Origin of the sequence: Pseudoxanthomonas sp. z9 (assembly GCF_006542425.1) — a bacterium.
GTDB lineage: Bacteria > Pseudomonadota > Gammaproteobacteria > Xanthomonadales > Xanthomonadaceae > Pseudoxanthomonas_A.
In genome coordinates this window covers 124309-140861 of the sequence record NZ_VFID01000014.1, presented here as the reverse complement: position 1 = coordinate 140861, position 16553 = coordinate 124309, and the positions used below count along the sequence as shown (strand labels likewise).

The window sequence follows — 16553 nt, the reverse complement described above, 5'->3', positions numbered from 1 at the left end:
AGACTCACGTGGGCCGTAAAATAGCGGCCACTTACCAGCCAGCAGCTTAGCGCAAGCACCTGAACGATGACGTTGTGGGTCCTCGGACTGAATCACCAGACCGCGCCGGTCGAACTGCGCGAACGCGTGGCGTTCGACGCCGGCGCGTTGCCGTCGGCGCTGTCCGCGTTGCGCGCCCTGCCGCAGGTCGAGGAAGCCGCGCTGCTGTCGACCTGCAACCGCACCGAACTGTACGCGGTGGCCGACGATGGGCAGGTGCTGGCGAACTGGCTGGCCACCCACGCCGACGGGCTGGAGGCCTATCTGTACCGCCATCGCGACGCCGACGCCGTGCGCCACCTGTTCCGGGTCGCGACCGGACTGGACTCGATGGTGCTGGGGGAACCGCAGATTCTCGGCCAGGTGAAGGACGCCTGGGCCAACGCGCGCGAGCACGGCGCGCTGGGCAGTCGCCTGGACCGGCTGTTCCAGCAGACCTTCGCCGTCGCCAAGCGCGCCCGCACCGATACACGCGTGGGCGCCAATCCGGTGTCGGTGGCGTCCACCGCGGTGCGCCTGGCGCAGGATTCCTTTGCCCGCCTCAGCGATTCGACCGTGCTGCTGGTCGGCGCCGGCGAAACCATCGAACTCGCCGCCAAGCATCTCAGTGAAGGCCGGGTGCGGCGGCTGCTGATCGCCAACCGCACGCTTGCCCACGCGCAGGAGCTGGCCAGCCGGCACGGCGGTTACGCGCTGCCGCTGGGCGAGCTGGAACGCCACCTGGCGGAGGCCGACGTGGTGTTTTCAGCGACCGCCGCGCGCGAACCGATCCTGCTGCGCGCGCACGTCGAGCAGGCGCTGGCGCGCCGCCGGCACAAGCCGATGCTGCTGTTCGATCTGGCGGTCCCGCGCGATATCGCCGCCGATGTGGCCGACCTCAACGACGCCTACCTGTACACGGTCGACGATCTGGAACGCGCGGTCGAGGACAACCGCCGCAGCCGCCGCGAGGCCGCCGACGCCGCCGAGGCGATCATCGAACTGCAGGTCGCCCGCTTCGTCGAAACCCTGCACGCCAGCAGCCGCCAGGAGCCGCTCAAGCGCCTGCGCGCGCATGGCGAACAGGCACGCGACGACGTCTTGGCCAAGGCCCGCCAGCAGCTGTCCAACGGCCGCGATCCGGAAGCGGTGCTGGAATTCCTGGCCCACTCGCTGACCAACCGGCTGCTGCATCCGCCGACCGCCGCGCTGCGCGAGGCCGCGCTGACCGGCGATGCCGAACTGGCGCGCGCGGCCGATCGCCTGTTCCCGGAAAAGGCGCCCTACTCCCATTCCAAGAAGCCCGATGACGCCGACGCTGCGCCGTAAACTCGAAGTGCTGGCCGAACGCCGCGAAGAACTGGAACGCCTGCTGGCCGACCCCGGCGTGGCCGGCGACAACGACCGTTTCCGCAACTATTCGCGCGAGTTCGCGCAACTGGAACCAGTGGCGCTGGCGCTGGCGGAGGAAGCCAAGGCCAAGCGCGACCTGGCCTCGGCCGAGGCGATGCGCGGGGATCCGGACCTGGCCGAACTGGCGGAAGAGGAAATCGCCACCGCGCGCGCGCGCCTGGCCGAACTGGAAGACGAACTGTCGCTGCTGCTGGTGCCGCGCGACAACCGCGACGACGGCAACCTGTTCCTGGAAGTGCGCGCCGGCACCGGCGGCGACGAGGCGGCCATCTTCGCCGGCGACCTGTTCCGCATGTATGCACGCTATGCCGAACGCCAGGGCTGGCGGGTGGAGATCGAGTCCGACAATCCCGGCGAGCATGGCGGCTACAAGGAAATCGTGGCCAAGGTCAGCGGGCGTGGCGCGTTCTCGCGACTCAAGTTCGAGTCCGGCACCCACCGCGTGCAACGCGTGCCCGAAACCGAATCACAGGGCCGCATCCATACCTCGGCGGCGACGGTGGCGATCATCCCCGACGTGGACGAGGTCGAGGATGTCACCATCAATCCAGCGGATTTGAGGATCGACACCTTCCGCTCCTCCGGCGCCGGTGGCCAGCACGTCAACAAGACCGAATCGGCCATCCGCATCACCCACGTCCCCACCGGTGTGGTGGTCGAGTGCCAGACCGAGCGCAGCCAGCACGCCAACCGGGACAAGGCGATGAAGCGGCTGAAGGCGCAACTGCTCGACGCCGAGCGCAGCAAGCAGCAGGCCGCCCAGGCCGCCTCGCGGCGGTTGCAGGTCGGCAGCGGTGACCGCAGCCAGCGCATCCGCACCTACAACTTCCCGCAGGGCCGGATCACCGATCACCGGGTCGAGGGCCTGACCCTGTACGATCTGCCCAACATCATGGAAGGCGATCTGGATCCGCTGGTGGATCGCCTGACCCGCGAATACCAGGCCGACGAACTGGCCCGACTGACGGAGGCGGCATGAGCATCACGGTACGACGCGCGACCCTGGCCGACGCGGGCGCGATCGCGCCACTGTTCGATCTGTACCGGCAGTTCTACGAGCAGGCCCCGGGCGCCACGCTGGCGTCGACGTTCATCCACGAGCGGCTGGCGCGCGAGGAGTCGGTGATCTTCGTCGCCGAGGACGACGGCCGCCTGCTGGGGTTCACCCAGTTGTTTCCTTCGTTCTCCTCCGTGCGCGCGGTACGCATCTGGGTGCTCAACGACCTGTATGTCGTTCGCGAGGCCCGCCGCCAGGGCGTGGCGCGGACATTGCTGGACGCCGCGGCGGCGTTTGGCCGGGATTCGGGTGCCGCGCGCCTGGAACTGGAAACCGATCACGACAACCGTACCGCCCAGGCACTGTATCGGCACCTGGGCTGGGAGCCGTATGACGGCACCCTGCGATTCCGGCTTCCGCTGGATGCCTGAAGCCATTTTGCGGCACGGATACCCCTGCGATGGCGAGGGACGCGCGGCGGTCGTGAACGGGCACCATTGAAAGGCCAGCCGGCCAGCCCTTACGCTGCCGGCATGAGCCATGCCAACGACTTCCTGCCCCTGCGCCTCGCCCTGCTGACCGTCTCCGACAGCCGCACCCTGGCCGAGGACGGCAGCGGCGACTACCTCGCCAACGCCGCCACCGACGCCGGCCACCGGATCGCCGAGCGCAGCCTGCTCCCGGACGACCGCTACCAGCTGCGTGCACTGGTTTCGCGCTGGATCGCGGATCCGGCGGTGGACGGCATCCTCGTCACCGGCGGCACCGGCTTCACCGGCCGCGATTCCACCCCGGAAGCCCTGCTGCCGCTGCTCGACAAGGAGATGCCGGGCTTTGGCGAGTTGTTCCGCGCGATCAGCTTCGAGGAAATCGGTACGTCCTCGCTGCAGTCGCGCGCCTTCGCCGGACTTGCCAACGGCACTTTCCTGTTCTGCCTGCCCGGCTCCACCTCGGCCTGCCGCACGGCCTGGGAACGCATCATCTCCGCACAACTCGACGCCCGCACCCGGCCCTGCAACCTCGCCACCCTGCGGCCCCGCCTCAAGGAATGACTACAGGAACGGCCATGTCCATCGACGCCACCCTGCGCATGCTCGCCAAGGCCAGCGGACTCAGCGCCGCCGACATCGCCACCGCCATTCCCAAGGTCGGCGCCGCGACCGTCCGATCGTGGATGAGCGGCGACAAGCTGCCCGGCAAGGATCAGCTGGCCGCCCTCGCCCGCGCGTTCGGCGTACCGGCCGGCGCGTTGCTGGCGGAACTGGCCACCCAGCTGGATCCGGCGCGCACGCGCGGCGAACACGATCTGCTGGCCGCGTACCGCGAACTGAATTCCCGCCAGCAGGGCGCGCTGCTGGAAGTGGCGCGCGGCATGGCCGGCACCACCCGCCAGAACCGCCGGAAGAAGACCCCATGAAGGAACTCAAGCGCAAGGAATACGAGCAGTTGCTCAAGCCGTTGCAACTGGAGCTGGCGGCGATGGCACGCTGGGCCGCGCACGCGGGCGCGCGCATCGTGGTGTTGATGGAAGGCCGCGATACCGCCGGCAAGGGCGGCGCCATCAACGCCATCCGCGAACACCTCAATCCGCGCCAGTGCCATGTGGCCGCGCTACCCAAGCCCGGCGAACGCGAGAGCACCCAGTGGTACCTGCAGCGTTACATCGCCCATCTGCCGGCGGCGGGCGAAATCGTGCTGTTCGATCGCAGCTGGTACAACCGCGCCGGGGTGGAAAAGGTAATGGGCTTCTGCACCGCCACCGAGTATCGCCGGTTCCTGGCCCAGGTGCCGATCTTCGAGAAGCTGCTGGTGGACGACGGCATCCTGCTGTTCAAGTACTGGCTGGCGGTTGACCAGGCGCGCCAGGAAGAGCGCTTCGCCGAACGCGCCGAGGAACCGCTCAAGAGCTGGAAACTCTCACCCATCGATCTGAAGGCGCGCGAGAAATACGCGGACTACACCACCGCCCGCGAAGCCATGTTCAAGGCCACGCACACCACTGATGCGCCGTGGACGCTGGTCGACTTCAACGACCAGCGACGCGGACGGCTGACCCTGATCCGCGACCTGCTGGATCGCCTGCCCGACACCCATGTGCAGTTGGAAACCTTCGGCCTTCCGCCGCTGAAGGGCAAGCCGCAGAAGGAAAAGTACGGCGTGCTCAAGCCGATCAAGCCGTTTCCGATTTGACCTGCGCTGCCGGCCTGCGGGGCTGAATGTTTCCCATGTGGAACGCCGGTTACGTAAGTCGTTTCACCGCCGATTCAGTCCGTTCTCCCAAGACTCGCCGCACCCTGCGATGCATCAGCAACGCACCTGCAAAAGGAGTGCCCATGAATACCGTTCGCCATTCCAGACCGCTGCTGGCGCTGTGCGCCGGCCTGCTGCTTGCCACCGCCTCGGCCGCGGATGCGCAGGTGGTCGGCTACAACTTCCGCACGGGCGATGCGTGGGTGGATACCCGCCTGATCGAGATCAACGACTACGGTTCGCGCTACCGCGAGCCCTTCATCGACGAGATGACCGGTTATTACGGTGCGCCGCGCTCGCTGGTGACGGATCTGTTCGGCCGGCGCTGGTCGGCGGGCGACATCTACTACGCCTGCGCCATCGCGCACATCCTGCGCCTGCCCTGCATCGACGTCGTCCATGAGTACGAGCGCAATCCCGGCCAGGGCTGGGGCGCCATCGCCAAGCGCATGGGCATCAAGCCCGGCTCGTCGCAATTCCATGCGCTGAAGAATGGCTTCTCGCGCACCTATGACCGCTGGGGCTATCCGGTCGCGGTGGATCGCAACGTGCATGTCGACTGGTCCAAGCATGGTCCTGGCAAGGGCAAGCCGGCGAATGCCGGCAACGGCAACGGCGGCGGCAAGAACTCGCGTCCGGCGCAGGGCAACGGCCACGCGGCCTCCGACAAGGGCCGCGGCGGCGAGCACGGTCCTCCGGTGCAAAGCGGCGGCGGCAAGGGCAAGGGCCACGGTCAGGGACAAGGACAGGGTGGCAAGGACAAGGGCAACGGCCACGGCAAGAAGTAGGCCGGATCGATCCAGCGCAAACAAAGAGGCGGCCACCAGGCCGCCTCTTTTGTTATGCGAGCGCGCTTCAGCCGACGTCGAATCCCGGCGGCACCGGCGTGGTCCACGGCGAGCGTTCCACCCGCTCGACCCGCGCCTGTGGCGGACCATGGTGCAGCCAGCCCGCCAGCGTCTCGATGGCCTCCGGCTCGCCGGCCGCAATCACTTCCACGCGTCCATCCGGCAGGTTCCGCGCCATGCCCGCCAGGCCCAGTCGGCGCGCCTGCTCACGGGTGGAGGCGCGGAAGAACACGCCCTGCACCTTGCCTTCGATCAGGAAACGGACCGCGTCCATCAGCCGGGCTTGCCCACCGGCTGCGCGATCAGGGCTTCCAGTTCGCGCGCGGTGACCGGACCGGCGAACGCCTTGGCCACCTTGCCTTCCGGCGAGATCAGATAGGTGGTGGGAAGCCCGCGCGGCGTCGCGAAATCGGCCGGCGGCGCCATCACGTCCAGGATGGCGATCGGATAGACCACCGGGTGTTCCTTCAGGAACGCCTGCATGTCGGCAGCGGTGATGTCCTCGTAGGCCAGGCCGACGACCTGCACGTCCTCGCGCATCGCGTCCAGCGCCGACAGTTCCGGCATCTCCTTCAGGCAGGGCGCGCACCAGGTGGCCCAGAAGTTGACCACCACCCACTTGCCGCGCTGCGCGGACAGGTCGAATCGTCCGCCATCCACGGTATCGACCACCAGCGTCGGCAGGTCCGCGGTGGTTTCCCGGATCTGCATGCCGTTGCCGTTGCCGGCGTCGGCCGCGGGCGCTTTCGCGGCCGGTTTTGGTTCACCGGTCCCAGCGGGGGCGGCCGGCGTCGAAGGCTTGCAACCGGCCAGCGCCAGCGTGCCCGCCAGCAGGATTGTCAGCACCACTCTCATCGATTGTCCTCGTTGGAATCCAGATAGATGTCGCTGACCCGGCGCTTGAGCAGTTCGCGCAGCGGCACCCGCAATTCGTCCAGCGCGCGGCGCGCGGCGATGCCGAGCGAATCGTCGCGACACGGCAGGTGCGCCTCGGCGATTGGAATGCGCAACTGGCAGGCCTCGTAGAGTTCGGCCAGGGTCATGTCGTCCAGATCCCGCGCCAGCAGCCATTCGCCCTCCTCGGCCCGGCGCAGCAGGTTGATGTCGGCCAATTGGCCGAGCATCTGCTGGATCAGCGAATCGGTCAGGATCGGTTCCAGCGCCAGGATCTGGTCGCTGTGCAGGCCCTGGCCCTGCGCGCGGGCTTCGTTGAAGCGGCCCAGCATGCGCAGCAGGCCATAGATTTCGTAGCCCAGCGGCAGCCGCATCGACACCGGCTGGTAACGGAAGGCCGCCATCGCCGACGCCAGCGACGCCCCCATCAGGATCGCCACCCAGCACAGGTAGATCCACATCAGCAGGATCGGCACCGCGGCGAAGGTGCTGTAGATCTTCTGGTAGGTGTTGAAGCTGCCCAGGTACAGGCCCAGTCCCCACTTGACCAGTTCCAGCAGGGCCGTGGCCAGCAAGGCGCCGGCCATCGCGTAGCGCAGCTTGATGGTCCGGTGCGGCACCACCCGGTAGATCATGGTGATGGCGGCGAACTCGATCAGCAGCGGCGCCAGGGTCAGCACGAAGGTGCGCAGCACCTGGCCCTCGCTGGTCGCGAACAGCGGCAAGGCGAAGAAACGGGCCGACATGGCCAGCGACGCCGCCGCCACCAGCGCGCCCAGGGTCAGCACCGTCCAGTACACCAGAAAGCGGCCGAACTTGGGCCGCGATGAGGCCACCCGCCAGATCCGGTTGAAGGTCGCCTCGACGCTGTTGAGCGTGATCAGCAGGGAAATCACCAGCACGATCACGCCGACCGCGGTGAGCTGGCCCGCGCTGGCGGAAAACTGCTTGATGTAGATCTCCGCCGAACGCGCGGCGTTGGGCACGAAGTTGGAGAAGATGTAGTCGCTGAGCTGGTCGCTCCAGCGATCGAACACCGGGAATGCCGACAACACCCCGAACACCACCATCGCCAGCGGCACCAGCGCGAACAGGGTGGTGTAGGCCAGCGATGCCGCCGCCTGGAACAGCCGATCGTCAAGGAAACGCTTGGCCAGGAAACGGAAGAAGGTACCGGCGCGCGCGCGGTCGCGCAGGCGGTCGGTCCAGCGATTGACGGAATCCAGTGGCTCCATGACGCCGAAAGGGTAACCGATGCGTCCGCGACGCGACATCGCCGCGTTCCCCGGGGGATACTAGGCGGCCCTGAGGCGAATGGACCGATGCATGGCCGAGATCCTGGTGCTCTACTACAGCCGCGGCGGATCGGTAGCCCGCCTGGCCCGGCAGATCGCGCGCGGCATCGGCGAGGTCGAGGGCATGGCAGCGCGCCTGCGCACGGTGCCGCCCGTGGCGCCGGTCACCCAGCAGGCCGCGCCTCCGGTCCCCGAGGAAGGCGCGCCCTACGTGGAAGCGCGCGACCTGGTCGAATGCGCCGGCCTCATCCTCGGCAGCCCCACCCGCTTCGGCAACATGGCCGCCCCGCTCAAGCATTTCATCGACGGCCTGGGCGCGGAATGGGCCAGCGGAACCCTGGTCGACAAACCCGCCGCGGTATTCACCTCCACCGCGACCCAGCATGGCGGACAGGAATCGACCCTGCTGTCGATGCAATTGCCGTTGCTGCATCACGGCTGCGTGCTGGTCGGGATTCCGTTCACCGAGACATTGTTGAGCACCACCCGCACCGGCGGTTCGCCCTATGGCGCCAGCCACGTGGCCGGTGGCAGCGACGACCCCGTGCTCAGCGACGATGAAGCCGCGCTGGCGCGTGCGCTCGGTCGTCGCGTGGCCGATGTCGCGCGTCGGCTGGAGGCGCGGCGATGACGCGTCCGCGCCTCGCGTCCGCGCTGATGCTGCTGGTGCTGGCGGCCCTGTACGCGCTGTGGTTCCGCGGTGATCGCCATTATCCGGCCGTGCTGCTGGTGTTCTGCCTGCCGCCATTGCTGCTGGCGCTGGGGCATTTCCTGCATCGACCGAGGGCACCTTACTGGGCCGGGGTGTTCGCCCTGTTCTGGTTCGCCCATGCGGTGATGGTCGCCTGGTCGCGGCCGGCCGAGGCCGGCTACGCGTGGGGCGGCATCGTGTTGGCGGTGGGCATCGTGCTGGCCACCAGTTGGCCGGCGCTACGCGCCCGCTTCGGTCGCAAGGCCAAACCGTGATTGCCTGCGGCACGTGGCGGCGGCTTCCGCGTTGGCCTGCGCTGTTGCTGTTGTCGCTGTGCGTGGTCTCGCCCGCGTTCGCCGGTGAGGATGGCGGCGAATGCCAACCGCGCGAACAGGTCGTCACCCAGGCGGACGGCTCGCGCCTGCGCCTGGCGGTCCGATGCGACGCGGCCGGTGCCGATGGGACGGTGTCGCCGCCCCGCTACGAGGTGGCGATTGCCGCTCCGGGCGGCTCGCGGTTCCAACCGGCGCTGACGCTGGGGACCGACGCCATGGAAGAACCCCTGCGCGATGTCGACCTTGTCGACATTGATCAGGATGGCTTCTTCGAAGTGGAAACACGCGGCATGTGTGGTGCCGGCCCGAACTGCCTGGGCGATCTCTATCGCCGGGATCCGGCCACCGGCAAACTCTTCCATTTCTTCAGCGGCGGCTACGCGGACCTGCGCGTGATCGACGGCCACCTGGTCGAGTCCGGGCGCGCCAGTTGCTGCGCCTGGGAATACCACGCCTGGCCGCTGGGCGGTCCGCCGCGCCTGCGCGACTACGACAACATGACGCTGATGATCACCATTGGCGCGGATATCGCGAGCGAAGACGAGGATGCGCCCGCCCGGTGCACGTTCAGCCAAAGGAACGGCGATAATTGGCAGGTTGTCGCGCCCCCGGGCGCGGCATGGCTGGCGCTGTGCGAGGCATACGGCGACGGCTATCACCTGGTCACCCCCGAAGAAGCGCGCGCCGCGGAAGCCGCGGCCGCGCAGGAGCCCTGAGATGGAAGAACTTCTGATCGTCACCACCGGCGGCACGATCGACAAGATCTATTTCGACGACAAGTCCGACTACCAGATCGGCGATCCGCAGATCGGCCAGATCCTGAAGGAACTCGGGGTGGCGTTCCGCTTCACCGTCATCCCGATCATCCGCAAGGACTCGCTGCACATCACCGACGAGGACCGCGAGCTGATCCGCGCCACCGTCGCCGCGCAGCCGGCGCGCCACGTGCTGATCACCCACGGTACCGACTCGATGGTGCAGACCGGCCACGTGCTCACGTCCATTCCGGACAAGACCATCGTGATGACCGGCGCGCTCAATCCGGCACGCTTCCGTGGCTCGGACGCGGAATTCAACATCGGTTGCGCGGTCGGCGCGGTGCAGTCGCTGCCGCCGGGCGTCTACATCGCCATGAACGGCCGCATCTGGGATCCGGCCAAGGTCCGCAAGAACGTCGCCGCCAACCGTTTCGAAGCGGCCTGATCCGGGCCGCGCCGCCGCACCCGCCGTCCCGCACGGCAATGGGCAGCTAGGCCGCCAGCGCACGCTTCAGCGCGGCGTGGATCCGCGGATCCAGCGACTGCGCGGCGTTGAAGCGCATGAAGCGCCCCGCCTCCGGCGACGGGCTGAAGGCATTGCCGGGCGCCAGCACCATCCCGTCCTCCAGGCAGTCGCGGGCCAGGCGCGCCGCATCGACGCCGGCCGGCAGCCGGCACCACAGGAACATGCCGGCCTGTGGCGTCAGCCACGGCGTGATGCCGACCTCGCCCAGCTTCGCGATGACCCGCCCGCGCGCATCGGCCAGGCGCAACCGCACGCCCTCCATGTGCCGGCGATAGCCGCTGTCGGTCAGCGCCGCCAGCAGGACATCGGCGGCCAGCCGGCTGCCGCCGAAACCGGTGGCGAGCTTGAGATCGGCCAGCGCGTCGAGCCAGTCCGGGCGCGCGGCGATGAAGCCGCAGCGCAGGGATGCCGAAAGGGTCTTGGAGAAACTGCCGATCTGGATCACCCGCGACAGGCCGTCGAACGCCGCCAGCCGCGGCGCAGGCGCGGTTTCGAAGTCGGCGAAGATGTCATCCTCGACGATCACCAGGTTCGACATCTCCGCCAGCTTCAGCAGCCGGTGCGCGGTCACCGGCGACAGCACCGCGCCGGTCGGGTTGTGCAGTCCCGAATTGGTGATGTAGAGCCGGGGCGCCTGCGCCTGCAATGCGGCCGCGAACGCCTCCAGATCCGGCCCTGACGGCGTGTAGGGCACGCCGACCACCTTGACCCGATGCGCCTTCAGCAACGCGTGGAAATTGAAGTAGCAGGGATCATCGACCAGTACGGCGTCGCCGGGTTCGAGCAGGAAGCGCGCGATCAGATCGATGGCGTGGGTGCCGGAATCGGTCAGCATGATCTGGTCCGGTGATGCCTCCACCCCGTTGCCCGCCAGCCGCCGCGCCAGCAGTTGCCGCAGCGCCGGCGCACCGAGTGGAGTGGCGTAATCGGCCAGCGACACCGTGTCGGTCCGCGCCACCGCGCGCAGCGCGCGGCGCATGCCCGACTCGTACATCCACGTCGCAGGCAGCCAGCCACAGCCAGGCTTGAGCATCGCCGCGTCGGTTTCCAGCGACTGCCGCGAAATCCACATCGGATCCACTTCCCGGTCGAGCCGCGGCCCCATCCGCGCCAGCGCCAGCGGCGCGACGGGCCCGGCGACATAGAAACCCGAACCCGGCCGCGAACCGATGACGCCCTCGGCGGCCAAGCGCTCGTAGGCTTCCACCACGGTGGACACCGAGACCTGCATCGCCTTCGCCTGCGCGCGCACCGAAGGCAACCGCGTGCCGGGCCCATAGGCGCGCGCGGCGATCCGCGCCCGAATGGCCGCCATTACCTGATCGATGCGGGTACTCCCCGACTGCCGGCCCATCGCGCTCCCTCCTCTCAACCGTATGGCCCAACAAGGCATAACAGTTACTTGCAACTGTATTGGATTGTATCTGGGGATGACGGCGCCGGCATGGTCCACTGGCCGCATTCCCCGAGAGTCAGGCAATGGACAAGGCGAGCAGCGGCTGGATCAACGGTTTCATCGGCGTGGTGATCTTCGCCGGCTCGCTGCCGGCCACCCGGGTGGCGGTGCTGGATCTGGATCCGGTGTTCCTGACCGCCGCCCGCGCCGCGATCGCCGGCCTGCTCGCGCTGCTGCTGCTGCGGGGGTTCCGCCAGCCACGCCCGGATCGGTCCGACCTGCCCTCGCTGGCGGTGGTGGTGCTGGGCGTGGTGGTCGGCTATCCGCTGCTGAGCGCGCTCGCCCTGCAACACGTGTCCTCGGCGCACACGATCGTGTTCGTCGGCCTGCTGCCGCTGAGCACGGCGCTCTTCGGGGTGATCCGCGGCGGCGAGCGGCCGCGGGCGATGTTCTGGCTGTTCTCGGTGCTGGGCAGTCTGTGCGTCGCGGGCTATGCGCTCCTGCACGATGCGGAGGCGTCATGGGCCGGCGATCTGCTGATGGTGGCCGCGATTCTCGTGTGCGGCCTGGGCTATGCCGAGGGCGCGCGGCTGTCCCGCCGGCTCGGCGGCTGGCAGGTGATCTGCTGGGCGCTGGCGTTGTCGCTGCCGGTGGTTCTGCCCATCACGTTCGCGTCGCGGCCGGATTCATTTGCCCCGGTGGGTACACCGGCCTGGCTCGGGCTGGCCTACGTCTCGCTCTTCAGCATGCTGATCGGCTTCGTGTTCTGGTATCGCGGTCTGGTGCAGGGCGGCATCGCCGCGGTCGGACAGTTGCAGCTGCTGCAACCGTTCTTCGGACTCGCCCTGGCGGCGTTGTTGCTGGGCGAAACGGTGAGCTGGACGATGCTCGCGGTGACCCTGGGCGTGGTTGCCTGCGTGGCCGGCGCGAAGAAGTTCGCGACCTGACAATCGTAGTGATTCCAGCAAACGAAAAAGGCCGGGCAATGCCCGGCCTTTTCGTCATGTCACTGGCGTCGCGCTTCAGTCGCGCAGCTTGACCAGCCAGCCGTGCCGATCGGGAATCTTGCCGTACTGGATGTCGGTCAGTTCCTTGCGGATGGCCATGGTCACTTCACCGGCTGGCGCGCTCGCATCGCCAACCGAGAAATCGCGGCCCTTCAACTCGCCGATCGGCGTGATCACGGCGGCGGTGCCGCAGGCGAACACTTCGGCGATTTCGCCCGAGGCCACGCCCTGCTTCCACTCGTCGATGGAGACCTTCCGCTCTTCGACCTTGTGGCCGCGATCGCGGGCCAGTTGCAGGATGCTGGAGCGGGTCACGCCTTCCAGGATGCTGCCGGACAGTTCCGGGGTCACGATCGTGCCGTCCTTGTAGACCAGGAACACGTTCATGCCGCCCAGTTCTTCCAGGTACTTGCCCTCGACCGGATCCAGGAACAGCACCTGCGAGCAGCCCTGCGCCTGCGCTTCCTGCTGCGGCAGCAGCGAGGCGGCGTAGTTGCCGCCGCACTTGGCCGCGCCGGTGCCGCCCTTGGCGGCGCGCGCGTAGTCGGTGGACAGCCAGATCGACACCGGCGCCACGCCCTTGGCGAAGTACGCGCCGGCCGGGCTGGCGATGACGTAGTAGCCGGCCTTCTGCGCGGCGCGCACGCCGAGGAAGGCTTCGGTGCCGATCATGAAGGGACGGAAGTACAGGCTGGTTTCCGGCGCGCCCGGCACCCAGTCGGCGTCCACGGCGATCAGCTGGCGCAACGATTCGGTGAACTCGGCCACCGGCAGTTCCGGCATCGCCAGGCGGCGGGCGGAACGTTGCAGGCGCGCGCCGTTGGCGTCGGGACGGAAGGTCCAGATCGAGCCGTCGGCGTGGCGATAGGCCTTGATGCCCTCGAAGATTTCCTGGCCGTAGTGCAGCACGGACGCGGCCGGATCCAGCGCCAGCGGACCGTAGGGACGCACCTGCGCGTCGTGCCAGCCCTGCGCCTTGTCCCACTCGATGGCGACCATGTGGTCGGTGAAATGCAGGCCGAAACCCGGCGCGGCGAGGATCTTCTCGCGCTCGGCGGTGCTGCGGGCCTGGGCGGAGCGTTCGACCCGGTAGACCAGGGGGGCGGCGTTGGCGACGTTCATCACTTGCTTCCTGTATTCCACTGCGAAAAAAGGGAAAAGCGCGCAGGCGCTCAGAGCATGCCGGTTTCCAGCTTGGCGGCTTCCGACATCATGTGGCGGCCCCACGGCGGGTCGAACACCAGTTCCACGTCCGCCTCGGCGATGGTGGGAATCATCTCCAGCTTGCTGCGCACGTCGTCGACCAGGATCTCGCCCATGCCGCAGCCGGGCGCGGTCAGGGTCATCTTCACCTCGACCTCGCGCTGGCCATCGTCGCGGTGGTTGAGCCGGGCTTCATAGACCAGCCCCAGATCGACGATGTTGAACGGGATTTCCGGATCGAAGCAGGTGCGCAGCTGTTGCCACACCATCTGCTCGACTTCGTCGTCGCTGGCGTTGTCCGGCAGGCTGAGCGGCTCGGTCGGCTCCTTGCCGATCGCATCGGCATCCTTGCCGGCGATGCGGAACAGGTTGCCTTCCACGAAGACCGTGTAGCTGCCACCCAGCGCCTGGGTGATGTAGCCGTAGGTGCCTGCCGGCAGGGTCACGCTCTCGCCCTGCGGTACCAGCACCGCGGGACAGTCACGCTCGAATTGGACGGGTTCGCTGCTGCGGGAATACATGCCGTTCACATGGGGGCGCGTGGGGGGCGCGCAAGGCCGACATTGTATCGCGGCAGCCCGGGCGGGGCCGGCAGGCCTTATCCTTGGCGGCCCCCTGCCGGAGCCTTCATGCCGCCCGCCGCCCCTCCCACGCCATCCTCCCGCTGGCTGGCCCCGATCATCCTGCTGCTCGGTGGCCTGTGCTTCAGCCTGATCTGGGTGCTGCTGGCGCTCTACCTGGGACGACAGTCCGGCTGGATGGCGCTGCTGGCGGCGCTGGACGCGGCCGTGCTCCTGCGCTTCGCCGGCGTGCGCCCGGGTGGCCGCCGCGCACTGGTGGCCGCGCTGGCGACAGTCGTGATGGCGGTACTGGCGAACTGGTTCATCATCGCCAGCCAGCTCGGCTTCGTGCTCGGCCTGCTGCCCTGGGAATCGGCGCTGCGGCTGGGGCTCTCCCATGCCTGGACCCTGGCCCAGCTCGCCAACGGCACGCTGGATTGGGCCTGCCTGCTGGTGTCTCCGCTGTTGGCGGCCTGGCTGGCGAAGTAGCGCGCGACCCGGATGGAATCACGCGGCGTGCCCTGCGCTGAAGCCCGTGCGAAGGGGCGGCGGCTCAGTGGCCGCCGCCGTCCAGTGCCTTCAGCTCGCTGACCAGCGCGCTGGCCATCTCCGCGCCGTCGCCGTACAGCATGCGGGTGTTGTCGGCGTAGAACAGCGCATTCTCGATGCCGGCGAAACCGGTGCCTTTGCCGCGCTTGATCACGATGGTGTTCCTGCTGTTGACCACGTCGAGGATCGGCATGCCGTAGATGGGGCTGGCGGGGTCGGTCTTCGCGACCGGGTTGACCACGTCATTGGCGCCAATCACCAACGACACGTCGGTGTTGGCGAACTCCGGGTTGATGTCGTCCATGTCCGCGATCAGATCGTAGGGCACGCCGGCCTCGGCCAGCAGCACGTTCATGTGCCCGGGCATGCGGCCGGCGACCGGATGGATGGCGAACTTCACCTTCACCCCGCGATCGATCAGCTTCTGCGCCAGTTCCCAGATCTTGTGCTGCGCCTGCGCCACCGCCATGCCGTAGCCGGGCACGATCACCACGCGCTCGGCGAAGGCCATCATCGCGGCGACGTCGCCGGCCTCGATCGGCTTCTGCGAACCGGAGATCTCCTGCGCCTGCCCGCCACCGCCGAAATTGGAGAACAGCACGTTGCGGATCGGCCGGTTCATCGCCTTGGCCATCAACCGGGTCAGCAGGATGCCCGCCGCGCCGACCATCATGCCGGCGATGATCAGCGCCTCGTTGCCCAGCACGTAACCCTCGAACGCCACCGCCAGGCCGGTGAAGGCGTTGTACAGCGAGATCACCACCGGCATGTCGGCGCCGCCGATCGGCAGGGTCATCAGCACGCCCAGCGCCAGCGCCAGCACGAAGAACGCGATGATGTACGGGACCGACAAGGTATAGGCCGCCCAGCCGCCGAGCGCCAGCATCGCGATGAACACGAGCAGGTTGAAGGCCTGCTGGCCGGGGAACACCACCCGCTTGTCCAGCCGCCCGTCAAGCTTGGCCCAGGCGATGACCGAACCGGACAGCGACACCGCGCCGATCGCCGAACCGATCACCGCCAGCGCCAGCGTGGTCGCATCCGGCTGGCGCGCGGCCAGCGCGGCGATCGCCGACTCGCTCCAGTGCGTGGTGTCGCGATGAACCAGGAAGGAGAAGCGCAGCAGTTCCACCGCGCCGATCGCCGCCGCCGAACCGCCGCCCATGCCGTTGTAGAGCGCGACCATCTGCGGCATGTCGGTGATCGGCACCTGCTTGCCGGATACCCAGGCCACCGCGCTGCCGATCGCCACCGCCGCGATGATCAGCGGGATGTTGTGCAGGTCCGGCAGGAAGAAGGTCGCCACCGTGGCGATCAGCATGCCCAGCCCGGCCCAGCGGATACCGCTGCGCGCGGTCAGCGGTGAGGCCATGCGCTGCAGGCCGAGCAGGAACAGGGTCGCGGCGACCAGGTAGCTGGCCTTGACCAGGAAGGACAGCAGTTCGGGCAGGGTCCAGCTCATCACTTGCCCTCCTTGCCCGGCTGCGGCTTGCTGGACTTGAACATCTCCAGCATGCGCTCGGTCACCACGTAGCCACCGGCGGCGTTGCCCGCGCCCAGCAGCACGGCGATGAAGCCGATGACCTTCTCCAGGGTGGTGTCCGCGTGCCCCAGCACCACCATCGCGCCGATCAGCACGATGCCGTGGATGAAGTTGGAGCCGGACATCAGCGGCGTATGCAGGATCACCGGCACCCGGGAAATGATCACATGCCCGGCGATGGCCGCCAGCATGAAGATGTACAAGGCCACGAAACCGTCGTTCATCCACGCACTCCCAGATTGTCGTTGCGCCGACGGGTCGCGCCGCGGC

21 protein-coding genes are annotated in these 16553 nt (G+C 68.2%); 13 read left to right on the top strand and 8 right to left on the bottom strand.

Annotated elements, in window-relative coordinates:
• The first annotated feature begins 66 nt into the window (after positions 1-66).
• The 7 genes from hemA (at position 67) to FG323_RS16720 (ending at position 5466) form a co-directional block, all read left to right on the top strand.
• A complete protein-coding gene (hemA, locus tag FG323_RS16750) occupies positions 67-1347 on the top strand; it encodes a glutamyl-tRNA reductase (protein ID WP_141455860.1) in 1281 nt (426 codons plus the stop codon).
• Positions 1325-2410, top strand: coding sequence for a peptide chain release factor 1 (gene prfA, locus FG323_RS16745; protein WP_141455859.1), 1086 nt, complete (start codon positions 1325-1327; stop codon positions 2408-2410). Before hemA ends, prfA begins: the two co-directional genes overlap by 23 nt.
• Positions 2407-2859, top strand: a complete 453-nt coding sequence (locus FG323_RS16740; protein ID WP_141455858.1) for a GNAT family N-acetyltransferase — start codon at positions 2407-2409, stop codon at positions 2857-2859. The genes prfA and FG323_RS16740 overlap by 4 nt, the downstream gene beginning before the upstream one ends.
• 102 nt (positions 2860-2961) lie before the next feature.
• On the top strand, positions 2962-3480 hold the full coding sequence (gene moaB, locus FG323_RS16735) for a molybdenum cofactor biosynthesis protein B (RefSeq protein WP_141455857.1): 519 nt from the start codon (positions 2962-2964) through the stop codon (positions 3478-3480).
• Between the two features lie 14 nt (positions 3481-3494).
• Entirely contained in the window at positions 3495-3845 is a 351-nt protein-coding gene (locus FG323_RS16730) for a helix-turn-helix domain-containing protein (protein ID WP_141455856.1), read from the top strand.
• Positions 3842-4618: a polyphosphate kinase 2 gene (gene ppk2, locus FG323_RS16725; RefSeq protein WP_141455855.1), complete on the top strand. Its 777-nt coding sequence runs from the start codon at positions 3842-3844 to the stop codon at positions 4616-4618. Before FG323_RS16730 ends, ppk2 begins: the two co-directional genes overlap by 4 nt.
• A 143-nt stretch (positions 4619-4761) precedes the next feature.
• Positions 4762-5466: a hypothetical protein gene (locus FG323_RS16720; RefSeq protein ID WP_141455854.1), complete on the top strand. Its 705-nt coding sequence runs from the start codon at positions 4762-4764 to the stop codon at positions 5464-5466.
• A 67-nt stretch (positions 5467-5533) separates the two neighbouring features.
• On the opposite strand, the gene FG323_RS16715 is transcribed toward FG323_RS16720, so the two are convergent.
• The 3 genes from FG323_RS16715 to FG323_RS16705 are packed head-to-tail and all read right to left on the bottom strand — an operon-like array spanning position 5534 to position 7655.
• Complete coding sequence (locus FG323_RS16715) at positions 5534-5800, bottom strand: acylphosphatase (RefSeq protein WP_141455853.1); 267 nt, start codon at positions 5798-5800, stop codon at positions 5534-5536.
• Positions 5800-6381 (bottom strand): TlpA disulfide reductase family protein, encoded by a 582-nt coding sequence (locus tag FG323_RS16710; RefSeq protein WP_141455852.1) that lies wholly within the window; start codon positions 6379-6381, stop codon positions 5800-5802. The genes FG323_RS16715 and FG323_RS16710 overlap by 1 nt, the downstream gene beginning before the upstream one ends.
• Positions 6378-7655: a YihY family inner membrane protein gene (locus tag FG323_RS16705; protein WP_141456023.1), complete on the bottom strand. Its 1278-nt coding sequence runs from the start codon at positions 7653-7655 to the stop codon at positions 6378-6380. Before FG323_RS16705 ends, FG323_RS16710 begins: the two co-directional genes overlap by 4 nt.
• A gap of 91 nt (positions 7656-7746) precedes the next feature.
• Here FG323_RS16705 and wrbA point away from each other — a divergent pair, with 91 nt between their 5' ends.
• The 4 genes from wrbA to FG323_RS16685 are packed head-to-tail and all read left to right on the top strand — an operon-like array spanning position 7747 to position 9944.
• The gene (gene wrbA, locus FG323_RS16700) at positions 7747-8346 is read left to right on the top strand and encodes an NAD(P)H:quinone oxidoreductase (protein ID WP_141455851.1); all 600 of its coding nucleotides are present in this window, start codon (positions 7747-7749) and stop codon (positions 8344-8346) included.
• Positions 8343-8681: a DUF2069 domain-containing protein gene (locus FG323_RS16695; protein WP_141455850.1), complete on the top strand. Its 339-nt coding sequence runs from the start codon at positions 8343-8345 to the stop codon at positions 8679-8681. The genes wrbA and FG323_RS16695 overlap by 4 nt, the downstream gene beginning before the upstream one ends.
• A 44-nt stretch (positions 8682-8725) precedes the next feature.
• Positions 8726-9457: a hypothetical protein gene (locus tag FG323_RS16690; RefSeq protein WP_141455849.1), complete on the top strand. Its 732-nt coding sequence runs from the start codon at positions 8726-8728 to the stop codon at positions 9455-9457.
• A gap of 1 nt (position 9458) precedes the next feature.
• Complete coding sequence (locus FG323_RS16685; RefSeq protein ID WP_141455848.1) at positions 9459-9944, top strand: asparaginase domain-containing protein; 486 nt, start codon at positions 9459-9461, stop codon at positions 9942-9944.
• A gap of 46 nt (positions 9945-9990) precedes the next feature.
• On the opposite strand, the gene FG323_RS16680 is transcribed toward FG323_RS16685, so the two are convergent.
• Positions 9991-11379, bottom strand: a complete 1389-nt coding sequence (locus FG323_RS16680) for a PLP-dependent aminotransferase family protein (RefSeq protein WP_141455847.1) — start codon at positions 11377-11379, stop codon at positions 9991-9993.
• Positions 11380-11504: 125 nt separating this feature from the next.
• Between FG323_RS16680 and FG323_RS16675 the strand changes: the two genes are divergently transcribed.
• Positions 11505-12368 (top strand): DMT family transporter, encoded by an 864-nt coding sequence (locus FG323_RS16675; protein ID WP_141455846.1) that lies wholly within the window; start codon positions 11505-11507, stop codon positions 12366-12368.
• A gap of 75 nt (positions 12369-12443) precedes the next feature.
• Here the strand turns inward: FG323_RS16675 and FG323_RS16670 are convergent, their stop codons facing one another.
• Complete coding sequence (locus FG323_RS16670; protein ID WP_141455845.1) at positions 12444-13550, bottom strand: branched-chain amino acid aminotransferase; 1107 nt, start codon at positions 13548-13550, stop codon at positions 12444-12446.
• 50 nt (positions 13551-13600) lie between these two features.
• Positions 13601-14152 carry a putative Fe-S cluster assembly protein SufT gene (gene sufT / locus FG323_RS16665; RefSeq protein ID WP_141455844.1) on the bottom strand — a complete coding sequence of 184 codons (552 nt, stop codon included), beginning with the start codon at positions 14150-14152 and terminating at the stop codon, positions 13601-13603.
• Between the two features lie 108 nt (positions 14153-14260).
• On the opposite strand from sufT, the gene FG323_RS16660 reads away from it, so the two are divergent.
• A complete protein-coding gene (locus FG323_RS16660) occupies positions 14261-14680 on the top strand; it encodes a hypothetical protein (protein ID WP_141455843.1) in 420 nt (139 codons plus the stop codon).
• 64 nt (positions 14681-14744) lie between these two features.
• Here FG323_RS16660 and FG323_RS16655 read toward each other — a convergent pair whose 3' ends face one another.
• Both FG323_RS16655 and FG323_RS16650 read right to left on the bottom strand, forming a co-directional pair.
• Positions 14745-16202, bottom strand: coding sequence for an NAD(P)(+) transhydrogenase (Re/Si-specific) subunit beta (locus tag FG323_RS16655; RefSeq protein WP_141455842.1), 1458 nt, complete (start codon positions 16200-16202; stop codon positions 14745-14747).
• A complete protein-coding gene (locus FG323_RS16650; RefSeq protein ID WP_141455841.1) occupies positions 16202-16507 on the bottom strand; it encodes an NAD(P) transhydrogenase subunit alpha in 306 nt (101 codons plus the stop codon). Before FG323_RS16650 ends, FG323_RS16655 begins: the two co-directional genes overlap by 1 nt.
• Positions 16508-16553: the final 46 nt, after the last annotated feature.